Annotated in this window: 17 protein-coding genes; 8 read left to right on the top strand and 9 right to left on the bottom strand. The window is 71.8% G+C overall.

From position 1 onward, the window contains the following. Window positions 1-183: 183 nt before the first annotated feature. The 3 genes from hutU to AB0E88_RS13800 all read left to right on the top strand — a co-directional run bounded on the left by hutU (window position 184) and on the right by AB0E88_RS13800 (window position 3,585). Window positions 184-1,860: a urocanate hydratase gene (hutU, locus tag AB0E88_RS13810; RefSeq protein WP_361628983.1), complete on the top strand. Its 1,677-nt coding sequence runs from the start codon at window positions 184-186 to the stop codon at window positions 1,858-1,860. Beyond that, complete coding sequence (hutG, locus tag AB0E88_RS13805; RefSeq protein WP_361628980.1) at window positions 1,857-2,873, top strand: formimidoylglutamase; 1,017 nt, start codon at window positions 1,857-1,859, stop codon at window positions 2,871-2,873. Before hutU ends, hutG begins: the two co-directional genes overlap by 4 nt. A 109-nt stretch (window positions 2,874-2,982) precedes the next feature. Beyond that, window positions 2,983-3,585, top strand: coding sequence for a GNAT family N-acetyltransferase (locus AB0E88_RS13800; RefSeq protein ID WP_361628977.1), 603 nt, complete (start codon window positions 2,983-2,985; stop codon window positions 3,583-3,585). A gap of 91 nt (window positions 3,586-3,676) precedes the next feature. Here AB0E88_RS13800 and AB0E88_RS13795 read toward each other — a convergent pair whose 3' ends face one another. Continuing rightward, window positions 3,677-4,441 carry a TetR/AcrR family transcriptional regulator gene (locus tag AB0E88_RS13795; RefSeq protein ID WP_361628974.1) on the bottom strand — a complete coding sequence of 255 codons (765 nt, stop codon included), beginning with the start codon at window positions 4,439-4,441 and terminating at the stop codon, window positions 3,677-3,679. Window positions 4,442-4,658: 217 nt separating this feature from the next. Between AB0E88_RS13795 and AB0E88_RS13790 the strand changes: the two genes are divergently transcribed. Next, complete coding sequence (locus AB0E88_RS13790) at window positions 4,659-6,500, top strand: glycoside hydrolase family 15 protein (protein ID WP_361628971.1); 1,842 nt, start codon at window positions 4,659-4,661, stop codon at window positions 6,498-6,500. On the opposite strand, the gene AB0E88_RS13785 is transcribed toward AB0E88_RS13790, so the two are convergent. The 8 genes from AB0E88_RS13785 to AB0E88_RS13750 form a co-directional block, all read right to left on the bottom strand. Next, window positions 6,415-7,185 carry a class I SAM-dependent methyltransferase gene (locus AB0E88_RS13785; RefSeq protein WP_361628968.1) on the bottom strand — a complete coding sequence of 257 codons (771 nt, stop codon included), beginning with the start codon at window positions 7,183-7,185 and terminating at the stop codon, window positions 6,415-6,417. The two genes, AB0E88_RS13790 and AB0E88_RS13785, sit on opposite strands and share 86 nt — an antisense overlap. Continuing rightward, the gene (locus AB0E88_RS13780; protein ID WP_361628965.1) at window positions 7,182-8,432 is read right to left on the bottom strand and encodes a pyridoxal phosphate-dependent aminotransferase family protein; all 1,251 of its coding nucleotides are present in this window, start codon (window positions 8,430-8,432) and stop codon (window positions 7,182-7,184) included. Before AB0E88_RS13780 ends, AB0E88_RS13785 begins: the two co-directional genes overlap by 4 nt. Continuing rightward, the gene (locus AB0E88_RS13775) at window positions 8,429-11,665 is read right to left on the bottom strand and encodes an EAL domain-containing protein (RefSeq protein ID WP_361628962.1); all 3,237 of its coding nucleotides are present in this window, start codon (window positions 11,663-11,665) and stop codon (window positions 8,429-8,431) included. Before AB0E88_RS13775 ends, AB0E88_RS13780 begins: the two co-directional genes overlap by 4 nt. Window positions 11,666-11,812: 147 nt before the next feature. Further along, on the bottom strand, window positions 11,813-12,901 hold the full coding sequence (gene galE, locus AB0E88_RS13770) for a UDP-glucose 4-epimerase GalE (RefSeq protein WP_361628959.1): 1,089 nt from the start codon (window positions 12,899-12,901) through the stop codon (window positions 11,813-11,815). 213 nt (window positions 12,902-13,114) lie between these two features. Next, window positions 13,115-13,876: a GntR family transcriptional regulator gene (locus AB0E88_RS13765; RefSeq protein ID WP_361628956.1), complete on the bottom strand. Its 762-nt coding sequence runs from the start codon at window positions 13,874-13,876 to the stop codon at window positions 13,115-13,117. A gap of 10 nt (window positions 13,877-13,886) precedes the next feature. Beyond that, complete coding sequence (iolD, locus tag AB0E88_RS13760) at window positions 13,887-15,758, bottom strand: 3D-(3,5/4)-trihydroxycyclohexane-1,2-dione acylhydrolase (decyclizing) (RefSeq protein WP_361628953.1); 1,872 nt, start codon at window positions 15,756-15,758, stop codon at window positions 13,887-13,889. Further along, a complete protein-coding gene (gene iolB / locus AB0E88_RS13755) occupies window positions 15,755-16,648 on the bottom strand; it encodes a 5-deoxy-glucuronate isomerase (RefSeq protein ID WP_361628950.1) in 894 nt (297 codons plus the stop codon). The genes iolD and iolB overlap by 4 nt, the downstream gene beginning before the upstream one ends. A 148-nt stretch (window positions 16,649-16,796) precedes the next feature. Beyond that, window positions 16,797-17,675, bottom strand: a complete 879-nt coding sequence (locus tag AB0E88_RS13750; protein ID WP_361628947.1) for a deoxyribose-phosphate aldolase — start codon at window positions 17,673-17,675, stop codon at window positions 16,797-16,799. A gap of 284 nt (window positions 17,676-17,959) precedes the next feature. Here AB0E88_RS13750 and AB0E88_RS13745 point away from each other — a divergent pair, with 284 nt between their 5' ends. The 4 genes from AB0E88_RS13745 to AB0E88_RS13730 are packed head-to-tail and all read left to right on the top strand — an operon-like array spanning window position 17,960 to window position 21,868. After that, window positions 17,960-18,973, top strand: coding sequence for a sugar ABC transporter substrate-binding protein (locus tag AB0E88_RS13745; RefSeq protein ID WP_361628944.1), 1,014 nt, complete (start codon window positions 17,960-17,962; stop codon window positions 18,971-18,973). Further along, window positions 18,973-20,049, top strand: coding sequence for an ABC transporter permease (locus AB0E88_RS13740; RefSeq protein ID WP_361629314.1), 1,077 nt, complete (start codon window positions 18,973-18,975; stop codon window positions 20,047-20,049). Before AB0E88_RS13745 ends, AB0E88_RS13740 begins: the two co-directional genes overlap by 1 nt. 6 nt (window positions 20,050-20,055) lie before the next feature. Beyond that, the gene (locus tag AB0E88_RS13735) at window positions 20,056-20,964 is read left to right on the top strand and encodes an ATP-binding cassette domain-containing protein (protein WP_361628941.1); all 909 of its coding nucleotides are present in this window, start codon (window positions 20,056-20,058) and stop codon (window positions 20,962-20,964) included. 1 nt (window position 20,965) lies between these two features. Continuing rightward, window positions 20,966-21,868 (top strand): sugar phosphate isomerase/epimerase, encoded by a 903-nt coding sequence (locus AB0E88_RS13730; RefSeq protein WP_361628938.1) that lies wholly within the window; start codon window positions 20,966-20,968, stop codon window positions 21,866-21,868. Window positions 21,869-22,033: the final 165 nt, after the last annotated feature.

Below are 22,033 nucleotides of genomic sequence, written 5' to 3'. Positions count from 1 at the left end.
CCGCCGCCCTCACGTCGTAACCGTCTCGGATGCGAGAAAGCGGGAGCGGGGCGCTGGTTCCGGACCGCCGCGTCGCCTGTCATGGAGGGTGTCGCCCCGGCCTCAGCTTGTCGGCAACATCTCCCTTCCGCCAGTTCGGCTCGCCCTTCGGCCTGCCCGGACGCGACTTCCCCTGGAGGCACCATGACCGGCGTTTCCCCGGACTCCCGCACCATCCGCGCCCCCCGCGGTACCGACCTGAACTGCCTCGGCTGGCAGCAGGAGGGCGCGCTCCGGATGCTCATGAACAACCTCGACCCGGAGGTCGCCGAACACCCGGAGAACCTCGTCGTCTACGGCGGCACCGGCAAAGCCGCCCGCGACTGGCCCGCGTTCGACGCGATCGTGCGCACCCTGAAGACGCTGAAGGACGACGAGACGCTGCTGGTGCAGTCCGGCAAGCCGGTCGGCGTGATGCGCACGAACGAGTGGGCGCCGCGCGTGCTGCTCGCCAACTCCAACCTCGTCGGCGACTGGGCGAACTGGGAGGAGTTCCGCCGCCTGGAGGCCGAGGGCCTGACCATGTACGGCCAGATGACCGCCGGTTCCTGGATCTACATCGGCAGCCAGGGCATCCTCCAGGGCACGTACGAGACGTTCGGCGCCGTCGCCCGCAAGAAGTTCGGCGGCAGCCTCGCCGGGACGATCACGCTCACCGCGGGTCTCGGCGGTATGGGCGGCGCCCAGCCGCTCGCCGTCACGATGAACGAGGGCGTCGCGATCTGCGTCGACGTCGACCCGACCCGGATCGAGCGCCGGATCGCGCACCGCTACCTCGACGTCGCCGCGAAGGACCTCGACCACGCCCTGAGCCTCGCCATCGAGGCCAAGGAGGCGGGCCGGGCGCTGTCGATCGGCCTGGAGGGCAACGCGGCGGAGGTCTTCCCGAAGCTGCTGGAGATGGACGCGCCGATCGACATCGTCACCGACCAGACCTCCGCGCACGACCCGCTGTCGTACCTGCCCCTCGGGGTGAGCGTGGCCGAGTGGCACGAGCTGGCGCGGAAGGACCCGGCCGCGTTCACCGAGCGCAGCCGCTGGTCGATGGCCCGGCACGTGGAGGCCATGGTCGGTTTCCTGGACAAGGGCGCCGAGGTCTTCGACTACGGCAACTCCATCCGGGACGAGGCACGCAAGGCCGGCTACGAGCGGGCCTTCGCCTTCCCCGGCTTCGTCCCGGCCCACATCCGCCCGCTGTTCGAGGAGGGCCTCGGCCCGTTCCGCTGGGCCGCCCTGTCCGGCGACCCCAAGGACATCGAGGCCACGGACCGGGCCATCCTGGAGCTGTTCCCGGACAACGAGCACCTGCACCGGTGGATCAAGATGGCGGGCGAGCGCGTCGCGTTCGAGGGCCTGCCCGCCCGGATCTGCTGGCTCGGCTACGGCGAACGGCACCGCGCGGGCCTGAAGTTCAACGAGATGGTCGCCTCCGGTGAGCTGTCCGCCCCGGTCGCGATCGGCCGTGACCACCTCGACTCCGGCTCGGTGGCCTCGCCGTACCGCGAGACCGAGTCGATGCTCGACGGCTCCGACGCCATCGCCGACTGGCCGCTGCTCAACGCGCTCGTCAACACCTCCTCCGGCGCGTCCTGGGTGTCCATCCACCACGGCGGCGGCGTCGGCATGGGCCGCTCGATCCACGCCGGCCAGGTCTGCATCGCCGACGGCACCGAGCTGGCCGCCCGGAAGCTGTCGCGCGTGCTGACGAACGACCCCGGCATGGGCGTCATCCGGCACGTCGACGCCGGCTACGAGTACGCCGCCACCGTCGCCAAGGACCGCGGGGTGCGCATCCCGATGGCGGAGACGGACGAGAAGTGAGCGAGACCCTGAGCACCCCGCGGACTGCCGGCGTCGGCGTGGCGCCCGCGCCTTGGACGGGCCGCGACGACGGTCCGGGCGCCGACACCCTGCGCTGGCACCACGCCGTCGTACCGGACGCGAGCGCGGCCCACGACGAAGGCGCCGCGTACGACGCCGCGTTCGTCGGCTTCGCCAGCGACGAGGGGGTCCGTCGCAACAAAGGCCGCCAGGGCGCGGCGGACGGTCCCTCCGCACTGCGCCGCGCCCTGGCCTCCATGGCTCTCCCGCACCCGCTGCGCGTCCTGGACACGGGCGATGTCGCCGTCACCGACGGCGACCTGGATGAGGGCCAGCGCCGGCTCGGCCGGGTGGTCACCCCGCTGGTCGACCGCGGTGTGCCCGTCGTCGTGCTCGGCGGCGGTCACGAGGTCGCCTACGGCAGCTACCGGGGCCTGGCCGCGAGCCGCGCGGTCCGGGGCGGCGCGCGGGTCGGGGTGCTGAACCTCGACGCCCATTTCGATCTGCGCGACGATCCCGTGCCCAGCTCCGGCACCCCGTTCCTGCAGATGGCGCGGGACGAGGCCGGTCGCGGCCGGGCGCTGAACTACTGGGTGCTGGGCATCAGCCAGCCCAGCAACACACAGCGGCTGTTCCGCACGGCGGCGGGGCTCGGGGTGCGGTACCTGCCGGACACCGGCTGCGGGCCGCTCGACCGGGACCGGACCGACCGGTTCGTGGACGAGTTCCTCGCCTCCTGCGATCTGGTCCACCTCAGCGTCGACCTCGACGTCCTGCCCGCCGGCACGGCGCCGGGGGTCAGCGCGCCGGCCGCGTACGGGGTCGCGATGGAGGTCGTGGAGCGGGTCTGCGCCCGGGTCGCCGCCGGCGGCAAGCTGGCGCTGTGCGACATCGCCGAGCTGAACCCGGGACTCGACGCGGACGACCGCACGGCGCGCGCCGGGGCCCGGCTGATCCACACGGTGCTGACCGCACGGGAGAGCGCCCGTCCGGGGCCTGACGACGTCTCGTGACCGGGCCGGCACACGGCGCGCCGTGGGGGACCGCCTCCGGGACGGTCCCCCCCGTCGGCGTGATCGCGAGGGCGCTACCCTGAACGACGGCCCCGACGGAAGGAGCGCGGTGATCCCCGTCCCCGCGGAAGCGACGGTTCTGACCTACCCCGAAGAGGCCGTCCCGGCCGGGCTGCGCCGGCAGGTGCGCGCGTTGCAGGAGGGGGCCTGGCCGTCCTCGGACGAGGTGTCGGCCGCGTCCCTGGAGCCGGTCCACGACCCCGCGCTGCGACCGGTGTCCATGCTGCTCGTGTCCGGTGACACGGTGCTCGCGGCGCTGGACGTGCTCACCAAGGAGATCACGCACGCCGGGCGGCGCTGGGCGGCCGGCGGGCTGAGCACGGTGGTCACGCGGCCCGAGGCGCGCGGCCGGGGCCATGGCAGACACCTGGTGAGCACCGCGCGGGAGGCGATGGCCGAACAGGGCCTGGAGGTCGGCCTGTTCACCTGCGACCGCCCGCTGCAGGCGTTCTACGAGAGTGCCGGCTGGCGGCGGCTGCCCGGCACCGTCCTGGTCGGCGGGACGGCCGAGTCGCCGTTCCCGAGCGACTGGTCCGCCTTCGACAAGGTGACCATGGGCTGCTTCTTCACCGCCGGCAGCCGCGCTGCGGAGCCGTCGTTCCGCGACAGCCGTATCGCGCTGCACTCGGGGAGGATCGACAAGCTCTGGTGACGGGGCCCGTTCAGGGCATCCGGTCACCATGGAGACAGCGCTGACCGGCGCCACCGGGGGCGCACGGTCGCGTTGCCGGCGGTGCCCTCGCTCAGCCTTGAGGCGCGCTCCCCGTGAAACGGTCGAGGAGCGCGTCCAGGCCTGCCGCCAGCCCCTCGGGTCCGCCCCGGTTCGTCAGGGCGGGCGCGACGTCCCGCAGTGCGGGCAGTTCCTGCGGCGGCATCCGGTGCAGGCCCAGACGGAAGGCGGGGTCCGGCTCCTCCGGGTTGTCCACCAGCGGACGCAGTTCGACCGTCACGTATCCGAGGAGCCAGGCGGTGAAGGCCTGGAACGCGGCCGGGACGTGGGCCTCGTCCACGCCGCCGTCCCGCAGCAGTCCGAGCACGCGCTCGTGGTCCCGCAGAACGGCCAGAGGACGCTGGGCGAGGGGAACCGCCAGCATGCGGGTGGCGAGCAGCGGTACCGCCTGCGGGTGGGCCAGGCAGACGTCGTAGGTGCCGCGTGCGACGCGGTGCAGCCCGGCGCGCCAGTCGGCCGCGCCGCTGTCCGCGCCGGACTCCGCGTCGTCGGCGAGGCGTTCCTCCAGCTCCAGGTAGAGCGCCTCGACCAGGCCGTCCAGGAGGGCGTCCTTGCTCGCCGCGTACCGGTACAGGGCCATCGCCTCGACGTCGAGTTCCGCGCCGAGCCTGCGCATGCTCAACGCGGACAGCCCCTCGCGGTCCACCAGCTCGAGGGCGCTGGCCAGGACCCGTTCGCGGCTCAGGCGTCCGTAGCGGCCGCGGTCGCTGGCCCGGCGCCCGGGTGACGGGTCGCCCCCGCTCGCCCGCTGTCCCGTCTCGGGTCGCTCCTTCGCCATGCCGTGCCTCCACGTGGTCGTCCGATGCGGCCGTTGATCGTGTTGACTGTACGCACAGGCGGGTGCAGAGTGTACGTATACGACGTAAATATACGACTCCGGGAGTCGGGGAGACCGGACGTCGGAAGTCAGGCGCGGCGACGACGGTGAAGTCGTCCTCACCGTCCTCGTCGTGGCGTGAGCCAGCGAAGGGGAGGAAGAGCGTTCCTCGCCGATCATGAGTTCCCGCATCGAGGATTACGCCCTCGTCAGCGACCTGGAAACCGCCGCGATGGTCGGCCGGGACGGGTCCGTCGACTGGTTCTGTCTGCCCCGCTTCGACTCACCGGCCTGCCTGGCCTCCCTGGTCGGGACGGAGGCCAACGGCTTCTGGCGGGTGGCCCCGGTCGGGGGAGGGCGCTGCACGGGACGCTCCTACAGGCCCGGCACCCTCGTCCTCGACTCCGTGTGGCAGAGCCCGGGCGGGACCGTCCGGGTCACCGACTTCATGCCGCCCCGCACCCAAGCGCCCTGCCTGGTGCGCGTGGTCGAGGGGATGCAGGGCGCCGTCCGGGTGCGCAGCGAACTGAGGCTCCGGTTCCATCAGGGACGGGTGGTGCCCTGGATCCGCGGCGACGAGACGGGCAGGGGCATGGTGGCCGTCGCCGGTCCGGATTCCGTGTGGCTGACCGCCGACGGTCCGGTCGAGGACCTCGGCGCCGCCGACTCCACGGTCTTCGACTTCACCGTCGCGGCGGGCCGGCGTATCGCCCTGACCCTGGCGTGGTCGCCCTCCCACCTGTCCGGTCCGCCGCCGACGCTGGCCGTCCCGGCCGAAACGGCGCTGAAGGAGACCGGCGACTTCTGGCGGTGCTGGAGTGCCCGGTGCCGCTACGACGGCCCGTGGCGGGACGCCGTCGTCCGCTCGCTCATCACCCTCAAGGCGCTCACCTACGCTCCCACCGGCGGCATCGTCGCGGCTCCCACCACCTCACTGCCGGGCCGCATCGGCGGACAGGACAACTGGGACTACCGCTACTGCTGGTTGCGCGACTCCACGCTCGCCCTGTCCTGCCTCCTGCGCTGCGGTTACCGCGACGAGGCCACGGCCTGGCTACAATGGCTGATGCGGGCCGTCGCGGGCGACCCGGCCGATTTGCAGAACGTCTACGGGGTGGGCGGGCAGCGACTGCTGCCGGAGACCGAGGCGTCGTGGCTGTCCGGCTACGAGGACTCCCGGCCGGTCCGGTTCGGCAACTCCGCCGCCGGCCGGTTCCAACTGGACGTCTACGGCGAGGTGCTGGACGCGCTCCTCCTGTCGTTGCGGGAGGGCATTGCCGTGCCGGCCCCGCTGTGGAGCCTGGTGGAGGCGCTGATGGCCCACCTCCAGCGGCACTGGCACGAGCCGGACCAGGGCCTGTGGCAGATGCGCGGCACCGGACGGCACTTCGTCCACTCCAAGGTCATGGCCTGGGTCGCCGCCGACCGCGCGCTGCGCATCGCGCGTCTGCTCGGACGCGACGGCGTCACCGCACAGTGGCGGGCCATGCGCGACGAGGTGCACCGGGAGGTCTGCCGGGAGGGCTGGGACGCCCGGCGGGGATGTTTCGTGCAGTCCTACGGCTCCACGGCCCTGGACGCCACGGCGCTGCTCATGCCCCGGCTCGGCTTCCTGCCCGCCGCGGACGTCCGGGTGCGGGGGACCGTGCGGGCGCTGCGCGCTCTGGACGAGGGCGGGTTTCTGCACCGCTACACGCCCGTCGCGAGCGAAGGGGGCACCAGGAACGGCATGGCCGGTCGGGAAGGAGCCTTCGTCTCCTGTTCCCTGTGGTTCGCGGATGCCCTCGCGGCGACCGGCCATGTCCCCGAAGCCCGCGAGATCTTCGAGCGGGTTCTCGCCGTGCGCAACGACGTCGGCCTGCTGGCCGAGCAGTGGGATCCCGTGGCGGGCCGGCAACTGGGCAACGCGCCGAAGGCGTTCAGTCACATCGCCCTCATCGAGACCGCCTTCGCGCTGTCAGCAGAACCATCCCCGAGTCGCCGTAGTCCGGCAGCGTCGGGTCGGCGTCGATCCGGGTGACGGCCAGTCGCTCCGTCCACGGGGTGAACACCTCGCGCACGACGTCCGCGTCGACAGGGCAGCCGGGCCAGCGTGAGGCACGGCCGATGCGGTACGTGGGCATGTTCTCCATGAACGCGGCCACCAGGTGCCCGCCGGGGGCGACGGACCGGGCGAAGACCCGGCACAGTGCGGTGAACTCCTCGAAGTCCTCGGTCACGCTCTCGGCGACGAAGTGCATGGACGCCAGACCGAACCCGCCGGGTGGCAGGGCCCTGGCGTCCGCGTGGACGACCCTCACCCGCTCCAGCGCCCGGGACGGTGAGGCCGGCAGGGACGGGAGCAGTTCCCGGCACAGGTCGTAGAACGGCTGCCAGCCGGCGTCCGGACCACGGCCGAGCTGCCGCCTGAGATAGGCGACGTTGGCCGCGCTCGTCTCCACGGCGTCGATACGGCGGCTCGTGGCGGCGGCGAGCATCAGGGGGTAGAGGTTCGGGCCCGCTCCGAACTCCACGGACCGTTCGACGCTGTCACGCGCCAACGTGCCGTAGTACGCCGCGTGATGGGCGATGACCGCCGCGTCCGACGGGTGCAGTTCCCGGTAGTTCTCGCTCAGGTAGTCCCGGACGGGCCAGCGGTCCCACTCCACGTCGTCGTTGTGGATCGGCGCGGTGCCGCGCGGGCCGGGCCCGGGCACCGTGGTCATCCCCGCCGCCGCAGGACCGCACGCTCGGCGAGCCGGCTCAGCACGTCGTTGAGCAGGTCGATGTCCTCGTCGGAGTTGAGCGCCGTGAGCTGGACGCGGAAGCCGACCCGGGCGCGCGGCACCAGGGGGTAGGCCGCGACGGTGACGTAGACGCCCTCGTCCCACAGGAACCGGACGACGTCGTCCAGGTCCGCCGTGTCACTGAGGGGGAACTCCACGATGGGGAAGCCCGTCGTTCCATGGGCGTCCAGTGCGAGGGCGCGGACGTGGTCGAGGACCCGCGTCGTCTTGCGGTAGAGGTCGGCGCGGATGGTGTCCCCGCGGCGGTCGTTGACCGACAGACCGGCCAGCGCCGTCGCCAGCGAAGCGGTGGGGGACGGGCCGGAGTAGAGATAGGGGCCCGCGGTGACCTTCAGATACTCCTTGAGCGCAGAGGGCAGCGCGAGAAAGGCCAGCAGCGAGGAGTACGCCTTGGAGAAGCCGCCGACCAGGACGATGTCGTCGTAGCTCTCGCCCGTGTGGCGGACCACGCTGTTGCCGCGCGAGCCGTAGGGGCACGTCTCCTGTGCCGTGCGCTCCCCGATCACACCAAAACCGTGCGTGTCGTCCACGTACAGCGTCGCGCCGTGCTCCCGGCAGATGCCCGCGAGCGCCGGGAGGTCCGGGATGTCGCCGCTCATGCTGTCGACGCCGTCCAGGCAGACCAGGAGCGGTCCGTCGTGGGGCGTGCCGCGCAGCTGGGCGTCCAGCTCGCCGGGCCGGTCGGCGCGGAACCTCCGCAGCCGCGCGCCCTGGCCGCGGGCCGACACACAGCCGTCGTACACGGTCTTGTGGGCCCTGGCCTCGACGAAGACGTGTCCCGCCCCCGCGAGTACGGGGATCACCGAAGCGTGGATCAGTGTGGCGGTGGGCAGCAGCAGGGTGTCCGGCGCTCCGAGCAGTGCCGCGAGCCGCTCCTCGATCTCCGGGTAGATACGCGGGTTGCCGATGAGGCGGGACCAACTGGGGTGTGTCCCCCACTGGCGCACGGCCGGCGCGATCGCGTCCATGATCTCGGCGTCCCAGTCGAAGCCGAGGTAGTTGCAGGAGGCGAAGTCGATCAGCCAGTGGTCGCCGCTCCTGATGTGGCGGCCCCGTACCTCGTCCAGCACCGCGTCGCTCATGGGGCTGGTCCGCCGCAGATGGTCGAGGTCTCTCCAGCGGGCATCGGCGCCAGCTCCTCGCGGCTCCGTGGTGACTGTGCTCATGGTGGGGTGCTCCCGGTGCGATCGGTGGGGTGACGGGGTGACCCGGGACGGGTGCCGTTGTGCCGTCGCAGCACGGCTTCGCTCTCGTCGACCGTCATCGGACGCGCGAACAAGTAGCCCTGCCCGAACCGGCAGCCGATGCCGGCCAGCAAGTCCCGCTGCTCCGGCTCCTCGATGCCTTCCGCGATCACCTGGAGGCCGAGCTTGTCGGCGAGGTGGACGATTCCCTCCACCAGAGCCATCTGGCGGCTGTCCGACGAGATGTTCTCGATGAACGACTTGTCGATCTTCAGTACGTCGATGGGGAAGTCCCGCAGATAGCGCAGGGAGGAGAAGCCGGTGCCGAAGTCGTCGACCGCGATCCTCACCCCGAGGTCCTTCAGCTCGCGCAGGACCTGGTCGAGCTGAGGGGTGCGCTGCATGAGCACCGACTCGGTGAGTTCCAGCTGGAGCGTGCCCGGCGTCAGGCCGGCGGTGTCCATGGCGCGGCACACCTCGCTCAGGAAGCCGGTGTCCCACCACTGCCGGGCGGAGACGTTCACGCTCAGATAGGGCGCCCGCAGGGCACGGTGCTGGAGCCGGGCCATGTCGGCAGTGGCGTTGTGCAGGACCCAGGAGCCCAGCTCCGAGATCCGCCCCGTTTCCTCGGCGAGAGGGATGAACTGTCCCGGCGGCACGGGGGCGCTGCCGAGGCGCGACCAGCGGGCGAGCGCTTCAAAACCCACGACCTCGCCCGCGGCGATGTCCACCACCGGCTGGTAACGCAGGTCGAACTCGTGCTTGGCGATCGCGTTGTCCAGCCGGACCTGCAGGTCGTGCCGGCGCACCATGCGGATGCGCTGCTGCGGCTGGAAACGCCGCCACTGCCGCTTGCCGGCCGCCTTGGCCGCGTACAGGGCCAGATCGGCGAGCGCCAGCAGCTCGTCGGCCTTCGTGCTGTCGCGGGCCGTTGCCACTCCCACGCTCGCGGAGACGCTCACCGATTCGCCCGACAACTGGAACGGCTTGCCCAGTCTCTGGATCACCTGCGCGGCGAGCAGCTCCGCGTCCAAGGGCTGTTTGGCGTCCTCCATGAGCACCGCGAACTCGTCGCCGCCGAGCCGGGCGGCGGTGTCGCTGCGGCGCAGTGTCCGCGACAGCCGCTCACCGACGGCGGTCAGCAGTTGATCACCGACCAGGTGTCCCAGCGTGTCGTTGACGATCTTGAAATCGTCCAGGTCGATGAAGAGCAGGCAGATGAGGGTCGATTCCCTCGTGCTGCGCAACAGCGCCCGCTCGGTCCGCTCCAGGAGCAGGGTCCGGTTGGGCAGGCCGGTGAGGGAGTCGTGGAACGCCCGCTGCGTGAGTTCGTGCTCCAGCTGACGCTGTTCCGTGACGTCCCGCAAGGTGACGACGAGACCGCCCACGGTGGGGTCGTCGCGCAGGTCGCGGCAGCGCGCCTCGACCTCCATGCGAGCGGCGTCCCGCGCCGTCCACCAGTAGTCGTGCACTTCCCGCCGGCCGGGAGAGCGGAGGGTGGTCAGGGTCCGGAGCACCCGCTCCCGCTCCTGCGGCGCCAGCAGCTCCGGCAGCGGGATCCCGGTCAGCTGAGCGGTACCGAAGACCGCCCGCGCCGACGGGCTGGCGTAGCGGACCGTCCCGTCCTCGTTCACGATGAGGATGACGTCGGAGGCGTTGCGGACCAGGGTGCGGAAGTAGGCCTCGCTCTCCTTGCGGATGATCTCCTCGCGCAGCGAGAGACGTTCGGCGGCCAGCCCGGCGTGCGAGGCCAGCAGTTCCAGCGCGCCCCGCATCTCGACCAGTCGCGGCTGCGGGCCCGCGGCGAGAAGCAGCCCCTGGAGCTCGCCGCTGCCGGGCCGCCGGTCCAGGGGACACAGCAGCGCGGCCGTCAGCCCCGCCAGCTGGGTGGACAGCTCCGGTCCGAGCGCGGCCACCGGCACCAGGAGGGAGCTGTGGCGGGCGGGATCGGCAGCGGCCCCGGGGCCGGGCCTTCCGTGTCCCGCCGCCCTGCGGTCGTGAACGAGGGCCGGGAACCGGGCCAGACGCGCGTACAGCTCTTTGGCCTCGGGCGCGGACAACAACCTGGTGGCATGCGGGACGTTGGGCCCGAAGAGGGCGTTGACCGCTTTGTCGCAGGTCCGGGCGATGTCCTGGGGCCAGACGGCGGACACCAGCGGCGCCGCGGCGGCGCGCAGCGCCTGCTCCCTGGCCATGGCCTTGCGGTGGGCGACGATCATCACCGCGAGCCGCAGGATCACCAGCAGGAAGAGCGCGCCGGAGAAGGCGGCCAGGGCCGTGGCGTCCTGTACGCGCCCCTGGCTCTCCTCCTGGGCCAGCACCACGGGCGGTATCAGGGTGGCCGCGGTGAGCAGCAGCAGCCGGCGCCACGGCGGCAGCAGGGACTGCGGCGGCGACTCCGGCTCGGTGAGCTCGCTCATCGTCGGATGCAGTGCGGCCAGTCCCCAGGCGGTGTAGAAGACGATCCAGCCGGAGTCCGTCAGCGTGCCGACCTGCCAGGTCTCGTTGAGCTGCAGAATGCCGTAGGCGATGTCGACGCACAGCAGGGTGACCGTGCCCAGGACCAGGAGCCGGGCGGCGGTGTTGGTGCCCGTGGCGGGGCGCGGGGCGAGCAGCCGGACCAGCATGGCCAGGACCAGGATGTCCCCGAGCGGGTAGGCGATGCTGATGGCGCGCTGCTGCCAGGTGAGGCCCTCCTGCCGGGCGAGCGGCTGCACGAGGTAGACCCAGACCGGGAGCGCGAGCCCGGCAGTGATGATCATCGCGTCGAGCAGGCTGGGAAGATCGCGATCCACCCAGCGGTACCGGACCAGTCCGAACAACCCCGCGGTCAGCAGGGGGTACATGGCGAGGTAGAAGCCGTCCGCCGGAGAGGGGAACGGGTTGGACGCGTGGAAGTAGGCTTCCTGGACGTTGTAGGCGGTGTCTCCGGCGGTGAAGGCCACCAGGCCCGCCGCGAGGGCGTACCAGGGCCAGCGGTGTGCGGGCCGGTACAGACGCGCACCCACGAGAAGGGCCGCGGCGCCCGAGAGCCCGATCACGGCCCAGGCGGGTGTACGCAGCGAGGCGTCTGTCATGTACACACCCGTAGCTGCGCCCACCGTGACGATGAGCGCGGCCATCAAGCGGTGGGCCAGCAGCACGGTGATGCGCCTCCCCGGGTCGGCGATCGCGCCGCCGCGCGGGGTACGCCGACTCGGACGTCCCTCGGTCATCCTAGGTGGCACGGGTGTCGCCGGGCATCTTGGGATGAAGTTGGCATTCCGGGCATGAAGAGAAGTGGTGCGAGCCGACGGCTCGGGGGAGCGCCGGCCCGCGTCTGATCCAGGGCACCTGCCGGGACTTCGCGGGCGCCCCACGGTCTACTCCTGCTCCGGTCGCCGGCGCGCCGTGTCCGCGTAACCGCGGGGGTTGAGGCGCTGGAACTGCCAGGCGTCCCGGCACATCTCGGCGAGGTCCCGGGTCGGCCGCCAGCCCCAGGCGCGCCGCAGAGCGCTTCCGTCGGCGACGAGTTCGGCCACCTCGCCGGGGAGGCGGGGCTGTACGTCGTACGGGATCGGCCTGCCCGAAGCGCTGGAGAACGCGGCCACGACGTCGAGCACCGATCTCCCCTGGCCGAGGCCGAGGTTGTAGACCCACATGCCCGGGCCGTCGTCGAGATGGTCGAGCGCGATGCGGTGGGCCTCGACGGCGTCCATGACATGCAGGTAGTCGCGTACGGCGGTGCCGTCGCGGGTGGGGTAGTCGTCACCGAACACGAGGAGCCGTTCGCGGGTGCCGACGGCGACCTGGGCGATGACCGGCATGAGGTCGGCCACCGGATCCGCCGGGTCCTCACCGAGCAGCCCGCTGGGGTGGGCGCCGGCCGGGGTGGAGTGCCGCAGGCACAGGACCGTGCACTCGGGGCAGTTCAGGCAGAGGTCCGCGAGGATCTGTTCGCAGATCCACTTCGAGGTCGCGTACGGGTTCATGGGGCGGACCTGGGCGGTCTCGGTGAGCGGACCGCTCCCGGCGTCCCCGTACACGGCGCAGGACGACGCATAGACCAGCCGGTGCACGCCGTGCTCGTGCATGGTGCGCAGCAGGGTCGTCGTGCCGCCGACATTGATGTCGTAGTACTCGGTGGCCGTCCGTGTCGACCGGCCGGCCCCCTTGGCGGCGGCGAAATGCACGACGGCGTCCACGGAGTGGCGGTCGAAAACGGCCGCGAGCGCGTGCCGGTCCCGGATGTCCAGTTCGTAGAAGGCGCCCAGAAAACGGCCGGCGATCCGCGCCACCCGAGCGAACACCTGCGGTGTGCTGTTCGAGTAATTGTCGACCACGATCACTTCGTATCCGTGGTCCAGGAAGTCCACGCAGGCGTGGCTGCCCAGGAAGCCCGCCCCGCCGGTGACGAGGACGGTCGACGGTGCCCATGAGGTGCCCGTCCCTTCGGGTGCGTTGCCGGTCATGGCGGGACGTCTCCTGCGTGCGGTAACGACGTATGTTTACGATGTATAGACATCACTTTGCTCCGATTTGCCGCCCGCGTCAAGGACGACCCGGCGGAGCCCGGGGACGCCGTTGCTCGACGGGCGGGCGCGGGCCGCCGCGTCCGCCCGTCGGTCATGGCCGCCTGCCGGCGCCACGTCTCGTGACCGGCCGCGCCCCGGGGACGGGACCGGCTATCCCCGGACCAGCAGCTGGAAGTCGAACGAATAGCGCGACGCGCGGTAGACGTGGGTGCCGTGCTCCACCGCGCGGCCCGTGTCGTCGTACGCCGTGCGCCGCATGGTGAGGAGCGCGGCGCCCTGCGGCTCGTCCAGACGGGACGCCTCCGCGGCCGTCGCGCAGCGGGCGCCGACGCGCTGGCGGGCACTGTGCAAGGTGATGCCGGCCGCGCGCATCAGGCGGTACAGGCCCGTCTTCTCCAGGCGCGCGGTGTCCAGGTCGAGCAGCGTCGCGGGCAGGTGGTTGCACAGCAGCGCCACCGGCTCGCCGTGCGTGAGCCGCAGCCGCTCCAGCACGACGACCTCCTCGCCCTCGGCGATCCCCAGCGCGGCGGCCACCTCCGCGCCCGCCGGCTCCCGCTCGTGGCGCACGACCCGCGTCGAGGGCCCCTGGCCTGCCGCCTCCAGGTCGTCGTAGAGGCTGCTGAGTTCGAGCGGGCGCCGCACCTGGCGGTGCACCACCTGGGTGCCGACCCCGCGGCGCCGCACCAGCAGGCCCTTGTCGACGAGGGACCGGATGGCCTGGCGGACCGTCGGGCGGGACAGGCCGAGCCGGGTGGAGAGGTCGACCTCGTTGCCGAGCAGAGTGCCCGGGGCCAGGACGCCGCGCCCGATGGCCGCCTCGAGCTGCTGGGCCAGCTGGTGGTAGAGCGGGACGGGACTGGTCCGGTCCAGGGCGAAGTCCACCGCGTCCGTGCCGGTGCGCGGCTGCCTCATGTACGCCCCCTCACAGATGGCGGCGGCGGTCCGCCAGCCGCTGCTCGTAGCGCGCGCGGGCGGCGACCGCGGCCTCGCGGCCCGCCACCTCCGCGACCGGCACGTCCCACCAGGCCTCGGCCCCGGGAGCGGTCGGCGCCGGGTCCGTCTCTACGTACACGCAGGTCGGCCGGTCCGCGGAGCGCGCGGCGGCCAGCGCCTCCCGCAGCTCGGCGACCGTCATGGCGCGCAGCACCTCCATGCCGAGGCTGGCCGCGTTCGCCGCGAGGTCCACCGGCAGCGGCGGCCCGGTGAACGTGCCGTCGGCGGCGCGGTGGCGGTAGGCGGTGCCGAAGCGCTCGCCGCCGGTCTCCTCCGACAGCCCGCCGATGGAGGCGTACCCGTGGTTCTGGACCAGCACCAGCTTGACCGGCAGCCCCTCCTGGACGGCGGTGACGATCTCCGTCGGCATCATCAGATACGTCCCGTCGCCGACCAGCGCCCACACCACCGTGTCCGGCGCGGCCTGCTGCACCCCGATCGACGCCGGGATCTCGTAGCCCATGCACGAGTAGCCGTACTCCAGGTGGTACTGGCGCGGGCTGCGCGCCCGCCACAGCTTGTGCAGGTCGCCGGGGAGCGAGCCGGCCGCGTTGATCACCACGTCCGTGTCGCCGACGAGGGCGTCCAGCGCGCCGAGCACCTGCGTCTGCGTCGGCACCGCGCTGTCGTCCGCCGCGCGGAACGCGGCGTCCACCACCCGCTCCCAGCGCTCCTTGCCCTCCCGGTACTCCGCCTCGTACGCCGCGTCCACGCGGTGCCCGTCGAGCGCCGCCGTCAGCCTCTCCAGACCGCTGCGCGCGTCGCAGACCAGGGTGCGCGCCGTGAGCTTGTGCGCGTCGAAGGCGGTGATGTTGAGGTTCACGAACCGCACGCCGGGGTTCTGGAAGAGGGTCCCGGACGCGGTCGTGAAGTCCGAGTAGCGGGTACCGACGCCGATCACCAGGTCGGCGGTGCGGGCCAGGTCGTCGCACACGGCCGTGCCGGTGTGGCCGATGCCGCCGACGTCGGCGGGGTGGTCGTGGCGCAGCGAGCCCTTGCCGGCCTGGGTGGAGGCGACCGGGATGCCGGTGGCGTTCACCAGCGCACGCAGCGCCTCCTCGGCCTCGCTGTGGTGGACGCCGCCGCCCGCGACGATCAGCGGACGGGACGCGGCGCGGATCGCCCGGACGGCCTCGGCGAGTTCGACGGGGTCCGGCGCCGGCCGCCGTACGAACCACACGCGCTCGGCGAAGAACTCCGCCGGCCAGTCGTGCGCCTCCGCCTGCACGTCCTGCGGCAGGGCCAGCGTCACCGCCCCCGTCTCGGCCGGGTCGGTCAGCACCCGCACGGCCTGCAGCGCGCTGACGATCAGGGCTTCGGGGCGGGTGATCCGGTCGAAGTAGCGGGAGACCGGGCGCAGCGTGTCGTTCACCGACACGTCCGCCTCCACCGGGTGCTCCAGCTGCTGGAGCAGCGGGTCGGCGGGGTGCGCGGCGAAGTAGTCGCCGGGCAGCAGCAGGACCGGCAGGCGGTTGACGGTGGCGAGGGCGGCACCGGTGACCAGGTTGGTGGCGCCGGGCCCGATCGACGTGGTCACCGCCATGGCGGACAGCCGGTTGAGATGGCGGGCGCGGGCCACGGCCGCGTGCACCATGGCCTGCTCGTTGCGGCCCTGGTGGTACGGCATGACGTCGGCGTACTCGACGAGTGCCTGGCCGATCCCGGCGACGTTGCCGTGGCCGAAGATGCCCCAGGTGCCGGCGATCAGCCTGCGGCGCACGCCGTCGCGTTCGGTGTACTGGGCGGCGAGGAACCGCACCAGGGCCTGGGCGGTGGTCAGACGGAGGGTGCGGGGGCTCATCGGGACGTCTCCGGGGCGGTGTAGAGGGGCAGTCGGGGGTCGACGCTCTGCCCGGGCCAGGTGTCACGGATCCAGGCGTGGTCGGGGTGGTCGCAGATCAGCCAGGACCGCTCGGTCCCGGGGCCCGCCATGACGTTGAGGTAGTACATGTGGTGGCCCGGCACCGCCATGGACGGTCCGTGCCAGCCGTCGGGAATGAGGACGACGTCGCCGTCGCGGACCTCGGCCAGCACGTCCGTGCCCCGGCCCCGGCCGGACGGCGAGACCCGCTGGTAGCCGAGGCCGGGCGTGGCGCCGTGGGCGGCGAACTCGAAGTAGTAGATCTCCTCCAGCACCGACTCCTCGCCCGGGCGGTGCTCGTCGTGCTTGTGCGGCGGGAAGGAGGACCAGTTGCCGCCCGGGGTGAGCACCTCCACCGCGATCAGCTTGTCGCAGTCGAAGACGCCCGCCGCCGCGAAGTTGTTGACCTGGCGTGAGCAGTTCCCGGTGCCGCGCAGTTCGACCGGGACCGAGGAGGCGGGGGAGTGGCGGGCGGGCAGCCGGCGGTCGCAGCGGGCCCCGGTCAGCGCGAAGCGGCCGCCGCGCTCGGAGGTCACGGTGGTGCGGGCGTCGCGCGGGGCGTAGGCGAAGTCGCTGACCGCGCTGAAGACGTCCGTCCGGCCCGCCAGCTCGAAGGTGTGGTGACCGAAGTCGTCGGCCACGGCGACGGCGCAGGAGCCGCTGAGCGGGAGCACGATCCACTCGCTGTCGCCGGTGTCGAAGGTGTGCGAGCCGCCGGCGGGCAGCTGCAGCACGCGCAGAGCGGAGTACCCCCAGCCGGCCTTCTCGGGCCCGACGTCGACGGCGTAGGACCCGGTGGCCGCCTTGCCCGCGGGCAGGTGGTACGTCATGAACTCCTCCGTTTCGCAGCACGCGTCGTAGTGCTGACCTTCCCAGGGCGCCGGTGTCCCAGCGGGGCGCCCGGGCGGTCGTGGCCGGCGTGTCCCGGCCGGACCCCGCCCGCGGGGCGGGGCGTCGCGGGTCGTGCGGGCCGGCGGTTCACAGCAGTCCGACGGCCGTGTCGACCGCCTCCTCCACACTGCCCGCGGCCGGGTAGAGCAGCGAGCGGCCCACGACCAGGCCGTGGACGGTGGGCAGTCCGAGCGCCTTGCGCCAGCGCTCGTAGGCGGCGTCCTGGTCGTCGCCCACGTCACCGCCGAGGAGCACGGCGGGCAGCGTCGAGGTCTGCAGCACCTCGGCCATGTCGTCGGGGTCGTCGGTGACGGGCAGCTTGAGCCAGGTGTACGCGGAGGTGCCGCCGAGGCCGGAGGCGATGGCGATGGAGCGGGTGACGGCCGACGCGGACAGGTCGTTGCGGACCTGGCCGGCCACGCGGCGCGAGAGGAACGGCTCGACGAACACCGGGAGCCGCAGCGCCGCCATCGCGTCGATGGCGCGGGCGGTGCCCTCCAGCGTGGTGAGCGAGCCGGGGTCGTCGTAGTCGATGCGCAGCAGCAGCTTGCCGGCGTCGAAGCGCAGCCGGGCGAGGTCGGCGGCGCGGTGCCCGGTGAACCGGTCGTCCATCTCGAAGGCGGCGCCCGCGAGCCCGCCGCGGTTCATCGAGCCCATCACCACCTTGCCGTCCAGTGCGCCCAGCAGCAGCAGGTCCTCCAGGACGTCCGCGGTGGCGAGCACCCCGTCGACCCCGGGCCGCGACAGCGCCGTGCACAGGCGCTCCAGCAGATCGGCGCGGTTGGCCATGGCCAGGCGCCGGTCGCCGACGGCGAGCGCGCCGCGCGCCGGGTGGTCGGCGGCGACGATCATCAGCCTGCCGGAGCCGTCGAGCAGCGGCCGCCGCACGCGGCGGGCGGCGGCCTCGGCGACCGCCTCCGGGTGCCGCGCGCGGACCGTGGCGAGGTCGGGGATGCTGAGAGTCAAGACGTCGCTCCGTTTCCGCGTCAGGGCTGCGGCCCGCGCCCCTGGGGTAGGGATCGACCGCGTACCGGCGGGCCTGCCGCCTCCAAGGTGTAGGTGCGGGAGCCGACGGTGTCAATAGTTTGTACTTACATTCGGACCTTGTTGTGAAATGATGTCTTAACAAAGTATTGACAGCGGGCGCCGCAGCGACTTGTATCCCGTCCCAGCGCAACAGCCGTACGACACGGCTCTCGATCCCCTCCCTTTCCCCCGTCGCACACGTCGCACAGTGAGGTGCAGGAAAGATGGACCGCTCTTCTCACTCCCGCAGACTCGCCCCGGTCGTGGCCCTGGCCGCGGCGGCGGCCCTGACCCTCGCGGGCTGCTCCAGCAGTTCCGGCGGCAAGAAGGCCGAGGAATCAGGGGGCGCGGCGTCCGCCGGCAAGGCCAGCACCCCCCGCATGACGGTCGCGCTGGTCACCCACCAGTCGCCCGGTGACACCTTCTGGGACATCGTCCGCAAGGGCGCCGAGGCCGCGGCGGCCAAGGACAACATCAAACTCGTCTACTCCGCCGACCCGAACGCCGGCGGCCAGGCCAACCTGGTGCAGAACGCCATCGACCAGAAGGTCGACGGCGTCGCCATCACCTTGGCCAAGCCGGACGCCATGAAGGGCGTCGTCGCCAAGGCCAAGGGCGCCGGCATACCCGTGGTCGGCCTCAACTCCGGGGTCAGCGACTGGAAGAAGCTCGGCCTGCTGGAGTTCTTCGGGCAGGACGAGACCGTCGCCGGTGAGGCCTTCGGCAAGAAGCTGAACGAGGTCGGCGCCAAGAAGGCCGTGTGCGTCGTCCAGGAGCAGGGCAACATCGGCCTGACCCAGCGCTGCGACGGCGTCAAGAAGACCTTCTCCGGCTCCGTGGAGAACCTCTACGTCAACGGCACCGACATGCCGTCCGTGAAGTCGACGATCACCGCCAAGCTCAAGCAGGACAGCGGCATCGACTACGTCGTCACGCTCGGCGCCCCGTTCGCGCTGACCGCGGTGCAGTCGGTGGGCGACGCCGGCAGCAAGGCCAAGGTCGCCACCTTCGACCTCAACAAGGACCTCACCAAGGCCATCAAGAACGGCACCATCCAGTTCGCCGTCGACCAGCAGCCCTACCTCCAGGGCTACCTGGCGATCGACTCCCTGTGGCTCTACAAGAACAACGGCAACTACAGCGGCGGCGGCGAGCAGCCGGTGCTCACCGGCCCGGCCTTCGTCGACAAGGCCAACGTCGACCAGGTCGCGAACTTCGCCGCGAAGGGCACCCGGTGATCGGTATGACCCAGCAGGCTGCGCCGGCGGTGGGGACACCGCCGGCCCCCGGCCCCGGGCAGTCCGACGGCCGCACCCGGCAGCGCTCCCTCGTCTTCCGGCTGCTCGCGCGGCCCGAGGTCGGCGTCTTCCTCGGCGCGGTGGCCGTCCTGGTCTTCTTCCTGATCGCGGCACCGAGCGTGCGCCAGGGCAGCTCGATGGCCACGGTGCTCTACCAGTCGTCGACCATCGGCATCATGGCGCTGCCGGTCGCGCTGCTGATGATCGGCGGCGAGTTCGACCTGTCGTCCGGCGTCGCGGTGATCACCTCCGCCCTCACCGCGAGCATGCTGAGCTTCCAGCTGAGCATGAACGTGTGGACCGGTGTGGCCGTCGCCCTGATCGTCTCCCTCGGCATCGGCGCCTTCAACGGCTGGATGGTGGTGAGAACGGGACTGCCCAGCTTCCTGGTCACCCTCGGCACCTTCCTGATCCTCCAGGGCGTCAACCTCGCGGTGACCAAGCTCGTCACCGGCAACGTCGCCACCGACGACATCAGCGACATGGACGGCTTCAACCAGGCCAGAAAGGTCTTCGCCTCCTCCTTCGACGTCGGCGGCGTCCAGGTGAAGATCACGGTGGTGTGGTGGCTGGTCTTCGCCGCGCTGGCCACCTGGGTGCTGCTGCGCACCCGGTACGGCAACTGGATCTTCGCGGTCGGCGGCAACAAGGAGAGCGCCCGGGCCGTCGGTGTGCCCGTGAACTTCACGAAGATCACGCTGTTCATGACCGTCGGCTTCGGCGCCTGGTTCGTCGGCATGCACAACCTGTTCTCCTTCAACACCGTGCAGTCCGGCGAGGGCGTCGGCCAGGAGCTGATCTACATCGCCGCGGCCGTCATCGGCGGCTGCCTGCTCACCGGCGGCTACGGCTCCGCGATCGGCCCGGTCTTCGGCGCGTTCATGTTCGGCATGGTCAACCAGGGCATCGTGTACGCGGGCTGGAACCCGGACTGGTTCAAGGCGTTCCTCGGGGTGATGCTCCTCGGAGCGGTCCTGATCAATCTGTACGTGCAGCGCACCGCGACGAGAAGGTGAGGTGACATGACCACCGACGGAACCCACGGCGCGATCCTCGCGGACACCGTGCCCGAGAAGGACGCGCCCCTCGTCGAACTGCGCGCGGCCGGCAAGTCCTACGGCAACATCCGCGCCCTGCACGGCGTGGACCTGCGCGTCCTCCCCGGACAGGTGACCTGCGTCCTCGGTGACAACGGCGCCGGCAAATCCACCCTGATCAAGATCATCTCGGGGCTGCACCAGCACACCGAGGGCGAGTTCCTCGTCGACGGGCATCCGGTGCGCTTCAGCACCCCGCGCGAGGCCCTCGACCGCGGTATCGCCACCGTCTACCAGGACCTCGCGACCGTCCCGCTGATGCCGGTGTGGCGCAACTTCTTCCTCGGCTCGGAGATGACCAAGGGCCCCTGGCCCGTCCGCCGTCTCGACATCGGCCGCATGAAGAAGACGGCCGACCAGGAGCTGCGCAACATGGGCATCGTCCTGGACGACCTGGAACAGCCCATCGGCACCCTCTCGGGCGGTCAGCGCCAGTGCGTGGCCATCGCCCGCGCCGTCTACTTCGGCGCGCGGGTGCTGATCCTGGACGAGCCGACCGCCGCGCTCGGCGTCAAACAGTCCGGCGTGGTTCTGAAGTACATCGCCGCCGCCCGCGACCGCGGCCTCGGCGTCATCTTCATCACCCACAACCCCCACCACGCCTACATGGTCGGCGACCACTTCAACGTGCTGCGCCTGGGCACCCTGGAGCTGTCCGCCGCCCGCAGCGAGGTCAGCCTCGAGGAGCTGACCAACCACATGGCCGGCGGCACCGAACTCGCCGCCCTCAAGCACGAACTCTCCCAGGTCCGGGGTGTCGACGTGGAGGGACTCCCCGAGGCACAGGACCTCTCCGCACCCGTGGCGGCCCCTACGCCGGAAGGAACTCCCTGACATGCCCGCTGCTCTGAGCCGTATCCGGGTCGGCTCCGCCCCCGACTCCTGGGGTGTGTGGTTTCCGGACGATCCCGCCCAGGTGCCCTGGCAGCGCTTCCTCGACGAGGTCGCCGAGGCCGGCTACGAGTGGATCGAGCTCGGCCCCTACGGCTACCTTCCCACCGACCCGGTCCGGCTCACCGACGAGGTGCACGCCCGCGGCCTGAAGGTGTCCGCGGGCACCGTCTTCACCGGCCTGCACCGCGGCCTGTCCGTGTGGGACGACACCTGGGAGCACGTGGCAAAGGTCGCGGCCCTCACCCAGGCCATGGGCGCACGGCACCTCGTCGTCATCCCGTCCTTCTGGCGCGACGACAAGACCGCCGAGATCCTTGAGCCGCCGGAGCTGACCGCCGAGCAGTGGGCGCACCTCACCAAGGGCATGGAGCGGCTCGGCCACGAGGTGAAGGAGACGTACGGCCTGGACATCGTCGTCCACCCGCACGCCGACACCCACATCGACACCGAGGCCCACGTCGAGCGCTTCCTCGACTCCACCGACTCCGACCTCGTCAACCTCTGCCTGGACACCGGGCACTACGCCTACTGCGGCGGCGACAGCGTCAAGCTCATCGAGACCTACGGCGAGCGCATCGGCTATCTGCACCTCAAGCAGGTCGACCCCGTGATCCTCGCCGACGTCGTGGCGCAGGGGGTGCCGTTCGGTCCGGCGGTGCAGCGCGGAGTGATGTGCGAACCGCCTTCCGGTGTACCGGAGTTGGAGCCGGTGCTGGAGGCGGCGCAGCAGCTGGGCGTGGACCTGTTCGCCATCGTCGAGCAGGACATGTACCCCTGCGAGCCGGACAGGCCCCTGCCGATCGCGGTCCGCACCCGCCGTTTCCTGCGCTCCTGCGGGGCCTGAGTCCGTCGTTTCCTGCGGTCCTGGGGGCCTTAGCCGTCCGGAGCGGCCGGCCGGGCGTGTGCGTGCCCCTGGCGCCGGACCGCCGACAGGCCCGTTCCCGACAGGACGCGGCAGGCGGGCGCTCCTATGCTGGTCCTAGCCCAGTGTGACCCATGGGACCACTGG

This window comes from Streptomyces sp. NPDC028635 (genome assembly GCF_040637635.1).
Classification (GTDB): Bacteria; Actinomycetota; Actinomycetes; order Streptomycetales; family Streptomycetaceae; genus Streptomyces.
This window is presented reverse-complemented; position numbering and strand designations above follow the sequence as displayed.